The sequence below is a fragment of the Dietzia sp. 111N12-1 genome (genome assembly GCF_001658045.1).
Classification (GTDB): Bacteria; Actinomycetota; Actinomycetes; order Mycobacteriales; family Mycobacteriaceae; genus Dietzia; species Dietzia kunjamensis.
In genome coordinates, this window is record NZ_LSSV01000034.1 from 21,249 (window position 1) to 36,125 (window position 14,877).

Consider the following 14,877-nt stretch of genomic DNA (forward strand, 5'->3'; position numbering starts at 1 on the left):
GAGTGGGCCATTCCGTCAACGGACCCTGCGCCCTCTTGGCACAGTGGGTCGTAGGAGACAGGAGAACCCACATGAAGAAGAACTCCCTGACCGCGCTCGGGCGGAATCTGTTGGCAACCGCGCAACAGTCGACGAGTGGCCGCAGTGCGGACACGGTGTTCGGCGGCCATGAGCACGTCATGCGCCAGACGCTCATCGCGCTGACCGCCGGAACGGCCCTGACCGAGCACAACAACCCCGGGGAGGCCACCGTCTACGTCCTCCAGGGCAGGGTGTCGCTCACTGTCGAGAATGACGCGTGGAACGGCTCACCGGGGGACCTGCTCCGGATCCCCGACAGTCGGCACGGACTCGAGGCTGAAGAGGACTCGGTCGTCCTCCTGACAGTGGCAAAAATCGGGTAGCACCCATACCGGCCGGGCACACGGCGGTCAGCGGTGAGGGCCGAGGCCGGTCAGCCGCAGCGCACTTCGCGGCGGCGGTCGACGATGCTGAACGCCAACGCGCCCGCGGCCAACACCGCGATCACGCCGAGCGCCACCCGGAACGCGAGCAGCCAGTCGTCCCGTTCTTCGACGATCCAGAACAGCACGCCCGGCACCATCGCCGTGCCCACCGCGGTACCCATGCGCTGGCCCAGCGAGATGATGCTGCCGGCGACCCCACCGTATTCGGGATCCACCGCGCGCAGGGTGAGCGTCTGGTTGGGGGAGATGGTCATGCCCTGCGCGGTGCCCATCATCGCGGCGGGAACCATGAAAATCAGATAGCTCACCGCCCCGGAGTCCACCACGCCCGCGAGCAGGATGAACGTGAGCAGCGCGGTGATCGTCAGGCAGAAGCCGCCGATGACCATCCGCCGCCCGAGCTGGAGCACGAACCGCCCCGCCACCTGTGCCGAGATGGCCGCGAGCACAGAAGCGGGCAGGCTGACGAACGCGGAATCGATGGGCGCGTAACCCAGGTGGAACTGCAGGTACATCGGCATGACGATCCACAGGCTCGTGCCGCCCACGAAGTAGATCGACACGATGACCATGCCGTTGCGGAACGCGGGATCCCGGAAGATGTCCGGGTTGACCAGCGGAGGCCGCCCGATCCGCTCGTACCGCCGCTCCCACCAGACGAACGCGGCCATGAGGCCCAGCCCCACCGGCACCAGGGCCCAGTAGGCGAGGTTCCCGCCACGGGTCAGGAACGGCAGCATCAGCGACAGCACGGCCACGCCGAGCAGAACGATGCCGACCGGGTCGAGGTCCAGGCGATCCCGCCGGCCCCGGTGCCGAGGCCTCGGCAGGCCTGCGTTCACGGCGGCCGCGATCCTGGAGGCGCGGCTGGCCTCGTCGTCGTATCCACTCTCACCCCCACGTGCCGCTTCACCCCTACGTGCGGCCTCATCACCCCGCGCTCCACCGTCACCCTGCGCGGCGAGCCGCGCCATGGCGCCGGCGCGCGCGGCGGACCCGCCCACGTCGGGCCCCGCCTCGCCGGGCGGGAGGCGGCGGTCGTCGGGCAACCAGCGCCACCCCAACACCAGCGCCAGCACGCCGAGCGGCACATTGACCAGGAACATCGCGCGCCAGCCGAGGTCGTCGCCGAGGACCTCGATGAGCACCCCGCCGACGAGCGGCCCGGAGGCGGTGGCGACGGAGACCGTCGTGGCCAGCGTGGCGAACGCGCGCGCCCGCGCCCCGCCGCTGAAGTACTTCTGGATGAGGCCGAACGTCTGCGGGTTGAGCATCCCCGAGCCCACACCCTGGATGAGGCGCGCCAGGTTGAGCATCTCGATCGACTGCGCGAACCCGGCGACCACCGCGCCGCCGACGAACACCGCCACGCCCGCCAGGAACAGGCGCTTGCGCCCGGTCGCGTCGCCCAGCCGCCCCGACGGCACGAGCAGTAGCCCGAACGCGAGCGCGTACCCGGACACCACCCATTGCAGGCCCTGCGAATCCGAGTCCAGCGCGGTGCCGATCACCGGCAGCGCCACGTTGATCACCGACAGCGCGAGCAGCGCCATGAACATCGGGACCATCAGGGTGGTGAGGACCCGGGCGGTGCTGACCGGCCGGGTCGTCGCGGGGGTCACGGGCGCATCGGTCACTTCCGCGATGGTATCCACGGCGGACGCCCCGGGCCCGAAGGTCACGGGCGCGCAACAACCCTGTCACGACCTACCCGTGCGCCGCTGCGGTCAGTAGCGTCGGGTCATGGCTGATGTCACCCGCACCGCAGAAGTCGATCCGATCCCCTTGACCGACCTCGCCGAGCTGGGCACCGCCAGCGGCCGGGCCGTGTCGATCTTCCTGCCCACGGCCCGGGCCGGGGCAGAGGTCCGCGAGAACCCCATCCGCGCCAAGTCGCTCATCAAGGACGCCGAGACCCGACTCAAGGCGCACGGCGTGGCCCAGGAGGAGTCCGACGAGATCCTCGGCCCGCTGGTCGCCCTGTTGGAGGACGACGCGTACTGGCAGCGCCTGTCCGACGGTCTCGCGCTGTTCGCGTCGAAGGGGTTCTGGCGCGCGTACCGCCTGTCCACGGACGTCGCCGAGGCGGTCCACGTGAGCGACCGGTTCGCCGTCCGGCCGATCGTGCCGGCCGCGGTCGGTGACGGCGAGTTCCTGGTCCTCGCCGGCAGTCAGAACAAGGTCCGCCTGCTCGAGGGCACCGCCTCGACTATCCGCGAGCTCGACCTGGGCTCGATCCCGTCCTCGATCGACGACATGGCCGGCGATATCCAGCCGCCCTCGCACCAGCAGCAGCGGTTCAGCGGGGCCGCCGGCGCCGGCCCCGGGGCGAACAGGGCCGGCGGGGGGATGGTGCACAGTCACGGCACGGGCGCCGAGGTCGGGGACGTGCAGCGGGAGAAGTTCCTGCGGCAGATCGCGAAGGGGCTGCAGGAGGCGCTGCGCCCCAACGATCGGCGGCCCGTCGTCCTGGCGGCGGTGACCGAGCATCTCCCGCAGTTCCGCGGGTACCTGAACTACGAACACCTGGTGGACGAGGTGGCCGCCGGCAACCCGGACGCCCTGTCGCCCGCCGAATTGCACGAGCGTGCGTGGGCGGTGGTCCGGCCGGCGATGCAACGGCAGTCCGACGCGGTCGCGGAACGCTTCGGTGACGCGATCGGCGCCGGTCGCGCACTGGCCGGTGGCGGGTCGGACATCCTGCACGCCGCCCGCGAGGGACGCGTCGAGACGCTGCTGCTCACCCGTCGCCGCTGCACCGCCGAGCACGGCCCCGACGATCTGGACACCGCGGTCGGTCAGGTTCTGGCCACGTCCGGATCGGTGGTCGTGGTGGACTCCCTGCCGAAGGACGTGGCGGAGGGCGCGATCCTCCGATTCTGACCCCCGACGCCGGCCCCCGACGCCGACGTGGGTGCGGGCGGCGCGTGACGGCGCGCTGCCCGCACCCGCTGGCGTCTCGTGCACAGCTCCCGCTCAACTCGGATGTGTAGCGTCGCGGCTTCACGCACACGTCAACGTCAGGAGATCGAGTGCGCACACGAACGTGGAGGTCGGCGGTCGCCGCCGCAGGACTCGTACTGGTGGTCGCGGGGTGCGGTACCGGGGGCGACGACGACGAGGGCGGCGCCGCCCAGACGCAGGCAGCAGCCGAGCAGTCCGAACAGGCAGCTGAGCCCGGGCAGGAGGGCGAGCAGTCCGCGGACGGGCCCGACACCTCCGACATCCCCGACCCGGTGGCCGAGGTGAACGGCACCGAGATCTCACGCGACGAGTTCCTGTCGGTGTTCGAGAACCAGTACCAGCAGATGAGCATGCAGGCCCAGATGTCCGGCCAGCCCGTCGACGAGGCGCAGCTCAAGGAGCTGACCACTGACGGGTTGATCGGCACCGAACTGCTCACGCAGGAGGCCGGCACTCGGGGGATCGAGGTTTCCGATGAGGAGATCCAGGCCGAGTTGGCCGTGTTCGCCGAGCGCAACCAGGTCAGTACCGACGAGTTCGTCGAGGCGATGGGCGGGCAGGGCCTGGACCGCGAGGCCGTGCTGGACCAGATCGACAAGCAGTTGCGCGTCCAGAAGCTGATCATCGACGAGTACGGGGTGTTCGAGGCGACCGACGCCGAGGTGCAGGCCGCCTACGAGCAGGTCGCGCAGCAGCAGGCGATGTCCGGCGGTGGTGCGGCCGGCGGTGGCGGGCTGCCGCCGCTGGAGCAGGTCCGCGGCCAGGTCGAGGAGCAGGTGCGGGCCGAGAAGGAGGCCGGCGCGATGGAGGAGCTGTCGCAGAAGCTCCGCGCGGATGCGGACGTGACCGTCCACATCTAGGGGGCCCGCCGCGGTGGCGTCGCCGCCACGGTCACGGCGACTGCGCGGCGGTTCTGTCTATACGGTGACGTCGGTGTGCGGCAGCTGCTGCGCCACCCACGGGAACACGACCTCCATGAGCAGCAGGAACACGGCCGTCAGCAGGATGAGGACGAGCGCGACCTTGACCGGCCGCGGGCCGGGCAGGGATCGCCACAGGTAGGCGTACATCGGCTCATTCCTCCAGGGCGGCCGGGCGGCCGTCGGTCTTCGCGGTGGTCTCCACGAGGGCGGCGTGCACGATGAGCCGCTCGGCGTTGCTGTACATCGGGTGGCAGGTGGTCAGGGTGAGCAGGCGCTCGGGGGCCTCGGTCGCGTCGTCCGCGGGCGCGCCCGCCACGCCGGGGACCGGGGCGATCACCTCGACCGCGTCGGGGGTCGTGATGTGCCGGCCCGGGACGTGGGCGTAGTCGCCGACGGCGACGCGGTCGGCCTGCTGCGGGGTGAGGCACTCGCGCGCGGCTGCGAGCCGATCCGCGCCGCCGGGCTCCACCGGCAGGAGCCGGTAGGTCTGCCACTGTGTCTCGGTCTCGATGACGATCGCATCGCACGAGTCCAGCCGGTCGAGGTGCTCGAAGACGGCGCCGGAGCCGTTGCGGTGGCCCGCGAGCGCGGCGTTGCCCGGCTCGCCGGGCAGCTGGGTTCCGGGGTAGTGGCCCGGCCCGGTGCGCAGGTCCTCGGCGCGCGTCCCCTCCACCACCGCGTAGACCGCGTCTGGGCCGAGCGTCGGCAGGTGGATCCGGGCGAAGGGGTCGCCGAGCGTCGGCACAGGCGGCGGGATCGGTTCGCGGGCGGGCCGACCGGCTGCGCCGGGGCCACTCGCGTCGGGGCCGGGACCGTCGCCCCACTGCTCCTCGAGGCCGGCGGCGGCCTCGGCCTGCAGTCGCCCGGAGGCGAGGTTCGTCCAGAACGCCTCGTAGAACCCGTACAGCAGCAGGACCGCACCCACGGTGAGCAGCAGTTCGCCGAGGATCTGGCCGACGCCCGGTGCGCGGCGGGGCTTGCCGGGCGAGCGGCGGGGCTCGCCGGGCTCGCGGCGGGAGTCGCCGGCTGCGCTGCGGGCCGGTGTGCGCGACGGGGCGGGGGGTCGGCTCATCTGCTCGACCACCCCGGTGCATGCCCGTGCCTCGGCGCCACGCTGGAATGGTCTCACGACGGGATCCGGGGACACCGCGGCCCCGGCGGTGATGGAATCAACCCCATGCGCTCGATGAGACGGAAGCCCCCGGCGACGACGGTCCGGGTTGCCCGGAGGGTCTCGGCCGCCCGGGCGGTCTCGGCTGCGGCGTTGGTCGTCGGCCTCGGCACCGGCGCGGTCCTGCTGCCCGCCTCTGCCACCGCGCAAGCACCGTCGGCGCCCGCCGTCGCCGCGCCGCAGGCGGCCGCCCCGCCCGGGCTCGGTCCCGCGGGCACGGCCACCGTCCACGGTGACGCGGCCTCGACCGACACCCTGCCCGGCCGCGGTCCCGGCACGAACCCGGCAGTCGCGTCAGCACTCACCGGAGCCACCTGCTCGACCGTCTTCGTCGGCACCGACGGCCTCCCGGTCGCCCTGTGCACCTCGTACGTCGGACTCGCCCCGCCCACCCCGCTCGCGCCGACGGTCAAGTTGTTCCACCCCGACACCGCGGCAGTCCTGGCGGAGGTGCAGTTGGCCAAGGGGGCGCTGCTCGGCGGGGTCTACGGATACCTCGACGAGCAGGACCGGGTGGTGGTCGCGGACGGCAACCGCAGGCTGTTGGCCGTCGGGCACGAGCGCACGGACGCCGGCCCGTGGCGCATGACGGTCGACGTCCTGGCCGATCTCTCCCGGTCCGTCCCGGCCGGTGACGCGGTCACCGGCCTCATGCCCGCCTTCGACGGGCGGGTGTGGTTCGCCACCTCCGGCGGGGTGGTGGGGACCGTGCGGCCCGGGGGCGACGACGACGAGCTCCGCAGTCTCGCCCTGCCGGCAGGGGAGAAGATCTCCAACGGGCTGACGGTCCGGCCCGGCGGCGCATCGGTGATCACCACCCGCGCCCTCTACGAGATCGACAGCTCCGAGGACGGGACGCCGAGCGTGCGCTGGCGGCGCGGCTACGAGGTGGGGCAGGCGCGGAAACCGGGCCTGCTCGCCCACGGGTCGGGGACCACGCCCACCTACTTCGGGCCCGGCGACTCGCTCGTGGCTATCACCGACGACGCCGAGCACCCCGAGCTGATCGTCCTGCGCCGCGACGACGGGTCGCAGCTGTGCCGGATGCCCGCGTTCGCCACGACCTTGCGGCCCGACTCGGCCGCCACCGACGGGGTCCTCATCGACGGGCCCTCGGCCACCGAGAACTCGATCATCGCGACCGGAAACGCGCTGGTGCTGGTCAACACGTACGGGTTCGAATACCCGCCGTTCGCCGTCGACGGTCCCGCGGTGCCCCCGTCGGCGCCGTACACGGGCGGGATGACCCGAATCGACGTGCGATCCGACGGGGCCGGGGGACCGGACGGCGTCGGCGTCGGCGCCGGAGACGACGCGTGCTCGCGCGCGTGGACCTCGCTGTCCCGGACGGCGTCGCTGCCGAAGCTCACCACCGGCGACGGGCAGATCCACGCGCTGGCCTACGGCCCGCCCCGAGTGTTGTCCGCGCCCGGCTCCGCGACCGACCCGGGGCTCGCCTCGGCGCTCGATCAGGGTCTGGCGCAGAAGTTCGGGCCCGTCGACGTGACCTCGACCGATGTGGAGACCGGCCGCGAGGTGGCCCGCAGCTTCCTCGGCCACGCCCCGCTGGACGAACCGATGGAGCTCACCGGCACCATCGCCTCCCGCGGCGACGCGCCCGGCGTGATGTGGCAACCCACCCTCACGCGCATGCTCCGCATCGGCCCCGCCTGACGCCGATCGCGCGACCGCTGCAACGCACGCCCGCCCACCCGCCCCGAACTGTATTCCCGCCCACCCGCGCACCCGCGCACCCGCGCACCCGCCGACAAGCCGACCCTGCCGCCGACAAGCCGACCCTGCCGCCGACAAGCCGACCCTGCCGCCGACAAGCCGACCCTGCCGCCGACAAGAGGAAAACGCGCGGCCGCTCTCGGGCGATACACGCGAAATCCTCTTGTCGGCGGGTGGGGGCAGGCGGTGCGCGGGTCAGGCGCGCGGGTCAGGCGGTGCGTGGGTCAGGTGGTGGGTGGGGTCAGCCGGTGCGTGGGTCAGGCGCGCGAATCAGGCGGTGGGTGGGTCAGGCGGCGGGGGTCAGTCGGCGGGGCGGACGACCGCGACCGCGCACGGCGCTGTCTGGAGCAGGCGGCGGCTGACCGACCCGAGCAGCAATCCGGCGAATCCGCCGTGGCCACGCGAGCCGGTGACCAGCAGTGACGCCCCCGTGGCCTCGTCAGCGACCGTGACGGCGGGCTCGCCGACGACGAGGATGAGCTCGACGCTGACCTCCGGGTGGCGGGCCTCGTGCGGGGCGAGGGAGTCGAGGATGTCCTTCTCGTCCTCGGCGAGCACGCTCTCGGCCAGCTGATCGAGGTCGAACAGTGACGTGCCCGGCAATCTGGGCACCTCCACCGAGTGCACGGCGCGCAGGGTGACACCCCGGCGCTCGGCCTCGGCGAACGCGAACGCCACGGCGGGGTCACTCGCCGCCGAACCGTCGGCGGCCAGGACGACCGGGCCCCCGGTGGGGCTCTCGGGCGTCCGCGGGGTGATGACGAGGACCGGGCAGGTCGCGTGCTCGACGACGCCGGCGGAGGTCGACCCCATCGCGAAGTCCTCGCGCGCGGTGAGGCCGCGGCTGCCCACGACGATCGCCGAGGCGTCGCGGCCGACCCCGACCAGCGCGCTGACGGGACTGTCCGCGATCACCCGGTGGGTGGTCGGCACGTCGGCGGTGAGGTCGGCGAGCTGGTCGCGCATCGCGCCCTCGACGTTCGCGCGGGCGGTCTCGTCGAACGCCACGACGCGGCCCACCGCCCGGTCGGCGGAGATCACCTCGAGTGACGTGCCGTGGTCGCGGGCCCAGGCGGCCGCCCAGGCCACGGCTCTGCGGGCGTCACGCGAACCGTCGTACCCGCACACGACCGGTCCGGTGGTGGTCTCCGACATGGGTTCCTCCTGCAGGTTCGGGGGCACGCGGTCAGGGCCGCCGCGGTGCGGTGACGGCGATCCGGGGTCCGGGTCCAGCCTAGTCGCAGCCCGTTGACGGTCGCCCGTGCTCCGCGGACCCCGGACGCGTGCCGGGTCGGCCGATGGGATTCCTAGAACAGAGCCCCTCGTTTTCTGGACCTGTTCCAGAAAGTGGGCTAGGGTGATGCCCATGACGACAGCAACCGAGGACCAGGGGGCAGTGCTCCGCGATGCCGGGCTGAGGGTCACTTCGCCGCGGCTGGCGGTCCTCGCCGTCGTCGCCGGTCGTCCCCACATCGCGGCGGAGGACGTCGCGACTCTCGTCAGGGAACGGCTGGGCGCGGTGTCCACGCAGACCGTCTACGACGCGCTGCGCGTGTGCACCGACGTCGGCCTCATGCGCCGCATCGAACCCGCCGGCTCCCCGGCGCTGTACGAGCGTCGGACGGGGGACAACCACCACCACCTCGTGTGCCGGAAGTGTGGGCGCATCGAGGACGTCGAATGCGCGGTCGGACACGCCCCCTGCCTCACCGCCGACCGGGACCACGGCTTCGAGATCGATGAAGCAGAGGTCAACTACTGGGGAACTTGCCCCGAATGCCAGGCAGGGCAGGCCTCGCTTGTCTGATACTGAGGCCTGGACCACACCACTACTCCGCACCTTCTACTCCACACCCCATCTCGAGGAGCAACTGACGTGACCATTCATCCCGCAGACCGCGGCGTGCGCGACTTTCAGCCGAACTCCCACACCACCACCGACAGTGGCCAGCCCGTCCCGCACGACGAGTTCAGCGCCCAGGTCGGCCCGCAGGGTCCGCAGCCGATCCACGACTTCCACCTCATCGAGAAGCTCGCCCACTTCAACCGGGAGAACGTCCCGGAGCGCCTGCCCCACGCCAAGGGCTCGGGCGCGTTCGGCGAGTTCGAGACCACCGAGGACATCTCGGACATCACCTGCGCCGGCCTGTTCCAGAAGGGCGTCAAGACCCCGATGCTCGCCCGCTTCTCCACCGTCGCCGGTGAGAAGGGCAGCCCGGACACCTGGCGCGACCCGCGTGGCTTCGCCCTGAAGTTCTACACCGAAGAGGGCAACTACGACATGGTCGGCAACAACACGCCGATCTTCTTCATCCGCGATGCGATGAAGTTCCCGGACTTCATCCACTCGCAGCGCCGCAAGAACGCCTCCGGCCTGCGCAACCACGCCATGCAGTGGGACTTCTGGACCCTGAGCCCCGAGTCCACCCACCAGGTGACCTGGCTCATGGGCGACCGCGGCATCCCCAAGACCTGGCGCCACATGGACGGGTTCGGCTCGCACACCTACCAGTTCATCAACGCCGCCGGCGTCCGCCACTGGGTCAAGTTCCACTTCAAGACCAACCAGGGCATCGACTTCCTCACGCAGGCCGAGGCCGACAAGTTGGCCGGCGAGAACGCCGACTACCACCGTCAGGACCTGTTCGAGTCCATCAAGAACGGTGACTTCCCGTCCTGGGACCTTCACGTCCAGGTCATGCCGGTCGACGAGGCGGACGGGTACAAGTACAACCCCTTCGACCTCACCAAGACGTGGTCGCAGAAGGACTACCCGCTGCGCAAGGTCGGCACCATGACGCTGAACCGCAACCCGCAGAACCACCACGCGCAGATCGAGCAGGCCGCGTTCGCGCCGACCAACATCGTCAAGGGCATCGGCTTCTCGCCCGACAAGATGCTGCTCGGCCGCGTCTTCGCCTACCCGGACATCCAGCGCTACCGCATCGGCGCCAACTACCAGCAGGTGCCGGTCAACCGTCCGCTGTCTCCGGTGAACTCCTACTCCAAGGAGGGCGCCATGCAGTACGAGTACCCGCACCCCGCGCAGGCCGAGTACCACCCCAACTCGCTGGGTGGTCCGACCGCCGACGCGTCCAAGGCGTTCGACATCGGCGCCTGGGACACCAAGGGCTCGGACATCCACCGCGGCGACGTGAGCCCGCACGCCGAGGACACCGACTCGGTCCAGGCCTCAATCCTGTACCGCGAGGTCCTCGACGACGCCGCCCGCGAGCGGCTGGCGGCCAACATCGCCGGTCACGTCTCGGCGATCGACCCGTCGGAGACCGAGCTGCTCGACCGCGTCTATGCCTACTGGGCCGCCGTCGACCAGGGCCTCTGCGAGGCCGTCAAGGCAGGCGTCGAGGCGAGCCCCCGCGGCAACCACACGCTGCAGGAGTGACACCCCGGTAGCCGGCCAGTAGCAGGCCGACATCCGCTACTCCCCCTACGGATTCGCTACTCCGATTGGACTAGCGAATCCGGGGGCGGGGTAGCGGATTTCGTTGTGTCGTCGTCGGTCAACCGGCCCGGGCCACCGCCAGCGCGTCGTGATCCGCGATGGCGCGGCACGCCCGCCGCATCAGCAGGGCGAACATCTCGTCACCCCGATCCGTCCGGGTGCCGTACATCCAGCCGAAGATCCCCAGCACCGGCGTCTGCAGCAGGCCGTAGACGTAGTCGTCCCAACAGGCGTCGGCGGAATAGTCGGTGACACCGTGATCCAGCAGGGCCCGGTGGTAGTCCGCCACGATGTCGCGCTCGGCTGCCCGCCGGTCGTCCACGGTGAGGCTCGAACCGAGGAACCCGCCCAGGTCACGCCCGGGCAGGCCCACCGCGAGCGTCTGCCAGTCGCAGGCCAGCGAGGGACGGTTCCCGGCCGGGTCCACCAGCATGTTGTCGGCCCGGTAGTCGGCGTGCAGGAGCGCGAACCGCTCGGCCCGCCCGTTGGCCCACCGGGCGATCAGCGGGGCGATCTCCGCCATGATGCGGCGCTCGTCGTCGTCGAGTCTTCCCCCGAGTTCGGAGAGGAACGCCTCCAGCGCCGGCCCGCCGAGCTCCTGGAGAGTGACGTTGTCCTCGACCGTCGGCGCCGCGAGGCCCTCGATGCTCCGGAGCGTGGGGTCGCACCAGCGCGGTCCGTGGAGTCCTGCGAGGTTGACGGCGCAGTCGCGGGCCTGGTCGATCGTCAGCCCGGCGAGCTGGTCGCCCTGGACGAGCGGGGTGACGTCGTCGAGGATGAGCGTGAACTCGCCCTCCCGCTCGCCGAGTGCGGCGAACCGGACCCGCGGGACCCGCACGGCCACGGTCGGCGCGAGGTCACGATAGAACAGCACCTCGGTCCGGTACACGCCGTGCAACAGCGGCCGCATGCCCTCGTCGGGGTTCGGCAATTTCACGAACAGCGTCGGCGGGAGCCCGTCGCCGTCGACGTGGGCGAGCAGGCCGCATCCGATCTGACCGGTGCCGACCAGCTCCGTCCGCGCCGACCGGACCTCGGTGCCCAGGGCCTGCGACAGCCACGGCGCGGTGACCTCCTCCGGCGTACAGACCACCTGCGGGTTCGACGCGACACTAGTCATGACGGGAGATCCTTCCGGGATTGGGCTCGAGGTGGGCGAAGCGGTCGGGGTCCCGGCGCCCGCGCCACTCGGTGAGCACCGGGGCGAGCTCGTCGGGAGTGGCACCGTGCAGGACCACCGAGTCGGCGCCGAGCGCGAGCTGGCCCTCGATCCGGTCGGCGCACTGCGCGGCGCTGCCGACGGCGGCCGTGGCGAGCCACGCCTCGGGCAGGACCTCGCGGGCATGGCGCAGAAGGTCGAGATCGTCGGTGGCGTCGAGCGCGCCGGAATGGGAGGACAGTCGCTCGTCCGCGCGGAACGCCTCGAGCTCCGCCCGGTCCCACCCGTTCACCCGCACCAGGACATCGCCGTAGCCGGTGAGGTAGGTGGCCAATCGCCCGACGAGCTTGCGCAACCGGGCCGTCTCGTCGAGCGAGTCCTCGATGGTCGCCATCACCGACCAGATCCGCACGCCCGCGGGGTCGCGGCCGGCCTGCTCCGCGGACTCCCGGACCAGGCGGACGCAGCGCTGCACCGCCGCATCCGACATGAAGGTGTGGAGCACGACGCCGTCGGCGATCCGCCCGGCCAGCCGCAGCTGGTTGTCGCCCATCGCCATCATCAGCACCGGGATGTCCTCGTCGAACGACGCGTCCTGCATCAGGTACGGGTAGCTGCCGGCCGGGCCGTCGTGACCGACCACCGCCCCGCCGCCCCACAGCGTGCGGTAGATACCGATCGCGTCCTCGAGCTGCGCCGACGTCACGTGCGGCAGGCCCATGATGTCGAAGAGCAGGGAGATGCCCCGGCCCAGTCCGAAGGCGTAGCGCCCGCCGGACATCCGGTGCAGGGTCGTCGCCATGGTCGCGGTCACCAGCGGGTGGCGGGTGTTGTGGTTGGTCGCGGCGGTGCCCACTCCGATCCGGGAGGTCGCCGCTACCGCCGCGCCCGCCATCACCGCGGCGTCCTTGAGCGCGAACCTCTCGGACAGCAGGATGGATCCCAGGCCCAGCTCCTCGGCCCGCGCGGCTTCGGCGATGAGATCCGCCGGAGAGGCGCTGTGTCCGGCCAGCCCGTAGCAGGCGAGCTCGGGCATGAGGGCGGGGGGAGCGGCAGGCGGTCGGGCGGCGTCGTCGGCCATGGGCACCTTCGGGGCGAGGGACTCCGGACGAACCGGATGTGACATGTGTCACCCTAGCGCCACGTGGTGTCCGGCAGCGGCGGTTCCCGCGCTCCGTCGGCACGGTCGCCCTACGGTGTCGCGGGTCGAGCGTCGCACCGCAGCGCACCGCAGCGCACCGGGGAGTTCGGCCTACAGGCCCAGGACCGCCCGCGCGATGAGGAAGTAGACGATCAGCCCGGTGGCGTCGACGAACGTCGTGATGAACGGGTTGGAGAACACGGCCGGGTCGGCGCGGACGGCCTGCGCGAGCAGCGGCATCAGCCCGCCCACGGTCGCCGCGACGGTGCACAATATGAGCAGCGTCAACCCGATCACGAGTCCCAGATCGGTGCCGTAGATCAGTCCCGCGGCCAGCGCCCCGACCCCGCCGAGGACCAGACCCAGCGTGAACCCCGTCCGCACCTCCTGGGCCAGTACGCGCAGCCCATCCCGGGGACGCACGTCCCCCAGCGCGAGCGCGCGGGTCACCGTGGTGGCCGCCTGGTTTCCGGTGTTGCCGCCGGTGCCGATGATGAGCGGCACGAACAGTGACAGTGCCACCACCTGCTCGATCGTCCCCTCGAACACCTCGAGCACCTGGACGGTGAGCGCGGCGCCGAGGGCGAGGACCAGCAGCCACACCACACGCGACCGCACCAGCGATCGCACCGGGGTCGCCAGGTAGGGCGCGCGCAGCGGTTCCGCACCACCGGCGCGCGCGGTGTCCTCGGTCTCGGCGTCCTCGAGGACCCGCAGGGCGTCGTCGAACGTGAGGATCCCGACCAGCCGGCCCTCGTCGTCGACGACCGGCATCACGATGAGGCGCTCCTCCGCTGACCTTCGCGCGGCGGTCTCGGCGGACTCGCGTGCCCGCGCGGTGATCGCGTCGTTCATCAGGTCGCGGACCGGTGTCCCCGGCTCGGCGCGCATGATCGCGCGCAGGCCCACGATCCCCACCAGGCGACGCTGGTCGTCGGTCACCGGGATGGCGTAGATCGTCTCGGCCTCGTCGATCCGCTGGCGCACACGGTCGAGGGTCTCGCCGGCGGTGACGTCGGGGTGGGTGGAGATGAACTCCGGGCTCATCCGCCGACCGACCGAGCCGACCGGGTAGTCGAGCACCGCTGCGGTGAGGGCCTGCTCGTCGTGGTCGAGTTCCCGCATGAGCCGGGTGGCGACGCGCGCCGGGAGTTCGTCGATCAGCCCGGCCCGGTCGTCGGGGTCGAGGTCGGTGAAGATCTGGCTGACGCGGTCCGTGTGCAGCGCGCGGATCAGCTCGGACTGCAGCGGCGGGTCGAGGGCCTCGAAGACCACCAGCGCGGTGCCCTTGGACAGCAACCGGAACAGCACGGCCCGGTCCTTGGCGCCGCTGCGCTCGAGGACGTCGACGATCAGCCAGGGCGGCATCTCCTCGACCATGTCGGAGGCCGTGCGCAGGTCACCACTGGCGATCAGTGAGTCGATCCGTCGGGCGGCGTCGGCCGGATCACGCAGGGTCTGGTCCCGGCCGTCGCGCGCGTCACCCGGCCCGGTCATGTCCCGGTCTCCTCGGCGATGTCGTCGTAGGCCGTTAGCGGATCGAGTCTGCCGTCCGCCCGGTAGGCGGCGCGGGCCAGCGTCATGGAGGCGACCGTCGTCACCACCACCGTCGCTCCCAGGGCCACCAGCGCCATGAGCAGCTGCGCCCAGGAGAACCCGGATCTCAGCTCGTGCCCGTAGGCCGAGAAGATGAACAGCATCATCCCCAGGCCGGTCGCCACGGAAAGGATGTTGATCCGGGTCAGCGCGTCGCCGGCCCGGGACATGGTCACCGCGGCCACCAGGAAGCACAGCGACCCGAGAAGCGCCAGTACACCGATCACCAGGTCCGCGATCATCGAGCCCTCCATCCCCG

14 protein-coding genes are annotated in these 14,877 nt (G+C 71.6%); 6 read left to right on the forward strand and 8 right to left on the reverse strand.

Going from position 1 to position 14,877, the window contains the following annotated elements:
• The first annotated feature begins 71 nt into the window (after positions 1 to 71).
• Entirely contained in the window at positions 72 to 404 is a 333-nt protein-coding gene (locus AYO52_RS09135) for a cupin domain-containing protein (protein WP_067716210.1), read from the forward strand.
• Between the two features lie 50 nt (positions 405 to 454).
• Here the strand turns inward: AYO52_RS09135 and AYO52_RS09140 are convergent, their stop codons facing one another.
• Positions 455 to 2,104 (reverse strand): MFS transporter, encoded by a 1,650-nt coding sequence (locus AYO52_RS09140; protein ID WP_067716266.1) that lies wholly within the window; start codon positions 2,102 to 2,104, stop codon positions 455 to 457.
• A gap of 106 nt (positions 2,105 to 2,210) precedes the next feature.
• Between AYO52_RS09140 and AYO52_RS09145 the strand changes: the two genes are divergently transcribed.
• Together AYO52_RS09145 and AYO52_RS09150 are read left to right on the forward strand one after the other, a co-directional pair.
• Positions 2,211 to 3,350 (forward strand): hypothetical protein, encoded by a 1,140-nt coding sequence (locus tag AYO52_RS09145; protein ID WP_067716212.1) that lies wholly within the window; start codon positions 2,211 to 2,213, stop codon positions 3,348 to 3,350.
• Between the two features lie 149 nt (positions 3,351 to 3,499).
• Positions 3,500 to 4,291, forward strand: a complete 792-nt coding sequence (locus tag AYO52_RS09150) for a SurA N-terminal domain-containing protein (protein WP_253702030.1) — start codon at positions 3,500 to 3,502, stop codon at positions 4,289 to 4,291.
• A 57-nt stretch (positions 4,292 to 4,348) separates the two neighbouring features.
• Here AYO52_RS09150 and AYO52_RS18575 read toward each other — a convergent pair whose 3' ends face one another.
• Both AYO52_RS18575 and AYO52_RS09155 read right to left on the reverse strand, forming a co-directional pair.
• Positions 4,349 to 4,501, reverse strand: coding sequence for a hypothetical protein (locus AYO52_RS18575; RefSeq protein ID WP_172812140.1), 153 nt, complete (start codon positions 4,499 to 4,501; stop codon positions 4,349 to 4,351).
• Between the two features lie 4 nt (positions 4,502 to 4,505).
• Positions 4,506 to 5,426, reverse strand: coding sequence for a class E sortase (locus AYO52_RS09155; RefSeq protein ID WP_082923907.1), 921 nt, complete (start codon positions 5,424 to 5,426; stop codon positions 4,506 to 4,508).
• A gap of 114 nt (positions 5,427 to 5,540) precedes the next feature.
• On the opposite strand from AYO52_RS09155, the gene AYO52_RS09160 reads away from it, so the two are divergent.
• On the forward strand, positions 5,541 to 7,199 hold the full coding sequence (locus tag AYO52_RS09160; protein WP_253702033.1) for a hypothetical protein: 1,659 nt from the start codon (positions 5,541 to 5,543) through the stop codon (positions 7,197 to 7,199).
• A 360-nt stretch (positions 7,200 to 7,559) separates the two neighbouring features.
• Here AYO52_RS09160 and AYO52_RS09165 read toward each other — a convergent pair whose 3' ends face one another.
• The gene (locus AYO52_RS09165; protein ID WP_067716215.1) at positions 7,560 to 8,414 is read right to left on the reverse strand and encodes a universal stress protein; all 855 of its coding nucleotides are present in this window, start codon (positions 8,412 to 8,414) and stop codon (positions 7,560 to 7,562) included.
• Positions 8,415 to 8,625: 211 nt separating this feature from the next.
• Between AYO52_RS09165 and AYO52_RS09170 the strand changes: the two genes are divergently transcribed.
• Complete coding sequence (locus AYO52_RS09170) at positions 8,626 to 9,066, forward strand: Fur family transcriptional regulator (RefSeq protein ID WP_067716276.1); 441 nt, start codon at positions 8,626 to 8,628, stop codon at positions 9,064 to 9,066.
• Between the two features lie 69 nt (positions 9,067 to 9,135).
• Positions 9,136 to 10,662, forward strand: coding sequence for a catalase (locus tag AYO52_RS09175; protein ID WP_082923904.1), 1,527 nt, complete (start codon positions 9,136 to 9,138; stop codon positions 10,660 to 10,662).
• 118 nt (positions 10,663 to 10,780) lie between these two features.
• On the opposite strand, the gene AYO52_RS09180 is transcribed toward AYO52_RS09175, so the two are convergent.
• The 4 genes from AYO52_RS09180 to AYO52_RS09195 form a co-directional block, all read right to left on the reverse strand.
• Positions 10,781 to 11,842: a phosphotransferase family protein gene (locus AYO52_RS09180; protein WP_067716218.1), complete on the reverse strand. Its 1,062-nt coding sequence runs from the start codon at positions 11,840 to 11,842 to the stop codon at positions 10,781 to 10,783.
• Positions 11,835 to 12,962, reverse strand: a complete 1,128-nt coding sequence (locus AYO52_RS09185) for a TIGR03857 family LLM class F420-dependent oxidoreductase (RefSeq protein ID WP_067716220.1) — start codon at positions 12,960 to 12,962, stop codon at positions 11,835 to 11,837. The genes AYO52_RS09180 and AYO52_RS09185 overlap by 8 nt, the downstream gene beginning before the upstream one ends.
• 171 nt (positions 12,963 to 13,133) lie before the next feature.
• Entirely contained in the window at positions 13,134 to 14,519 is a 1,386-nt protein-coding gene (mgtE, locus tag AYO52_RS09190) for a magnesium transporter (protein ID WP_067716223.1), read from the reverse strand.
• Positions 14,516 to 14,872, reverse strand: a complete 357-nt coding sequence (locus AYO52_RS09195) for a monovalent cation/H(+) antiporter subunit G (RefSeq protein WP_067716225.1) — start codon at positions 14,870 to 14,872, stop codon at positions 14,516 to 14,518. The genes mgtE and AYO52_RS09195 overlap by 4 nt, the downstream gene beginning before the upstream one ends.
• Positions 14,873 to 14,877: the final 5 nt, after the last annotated feature.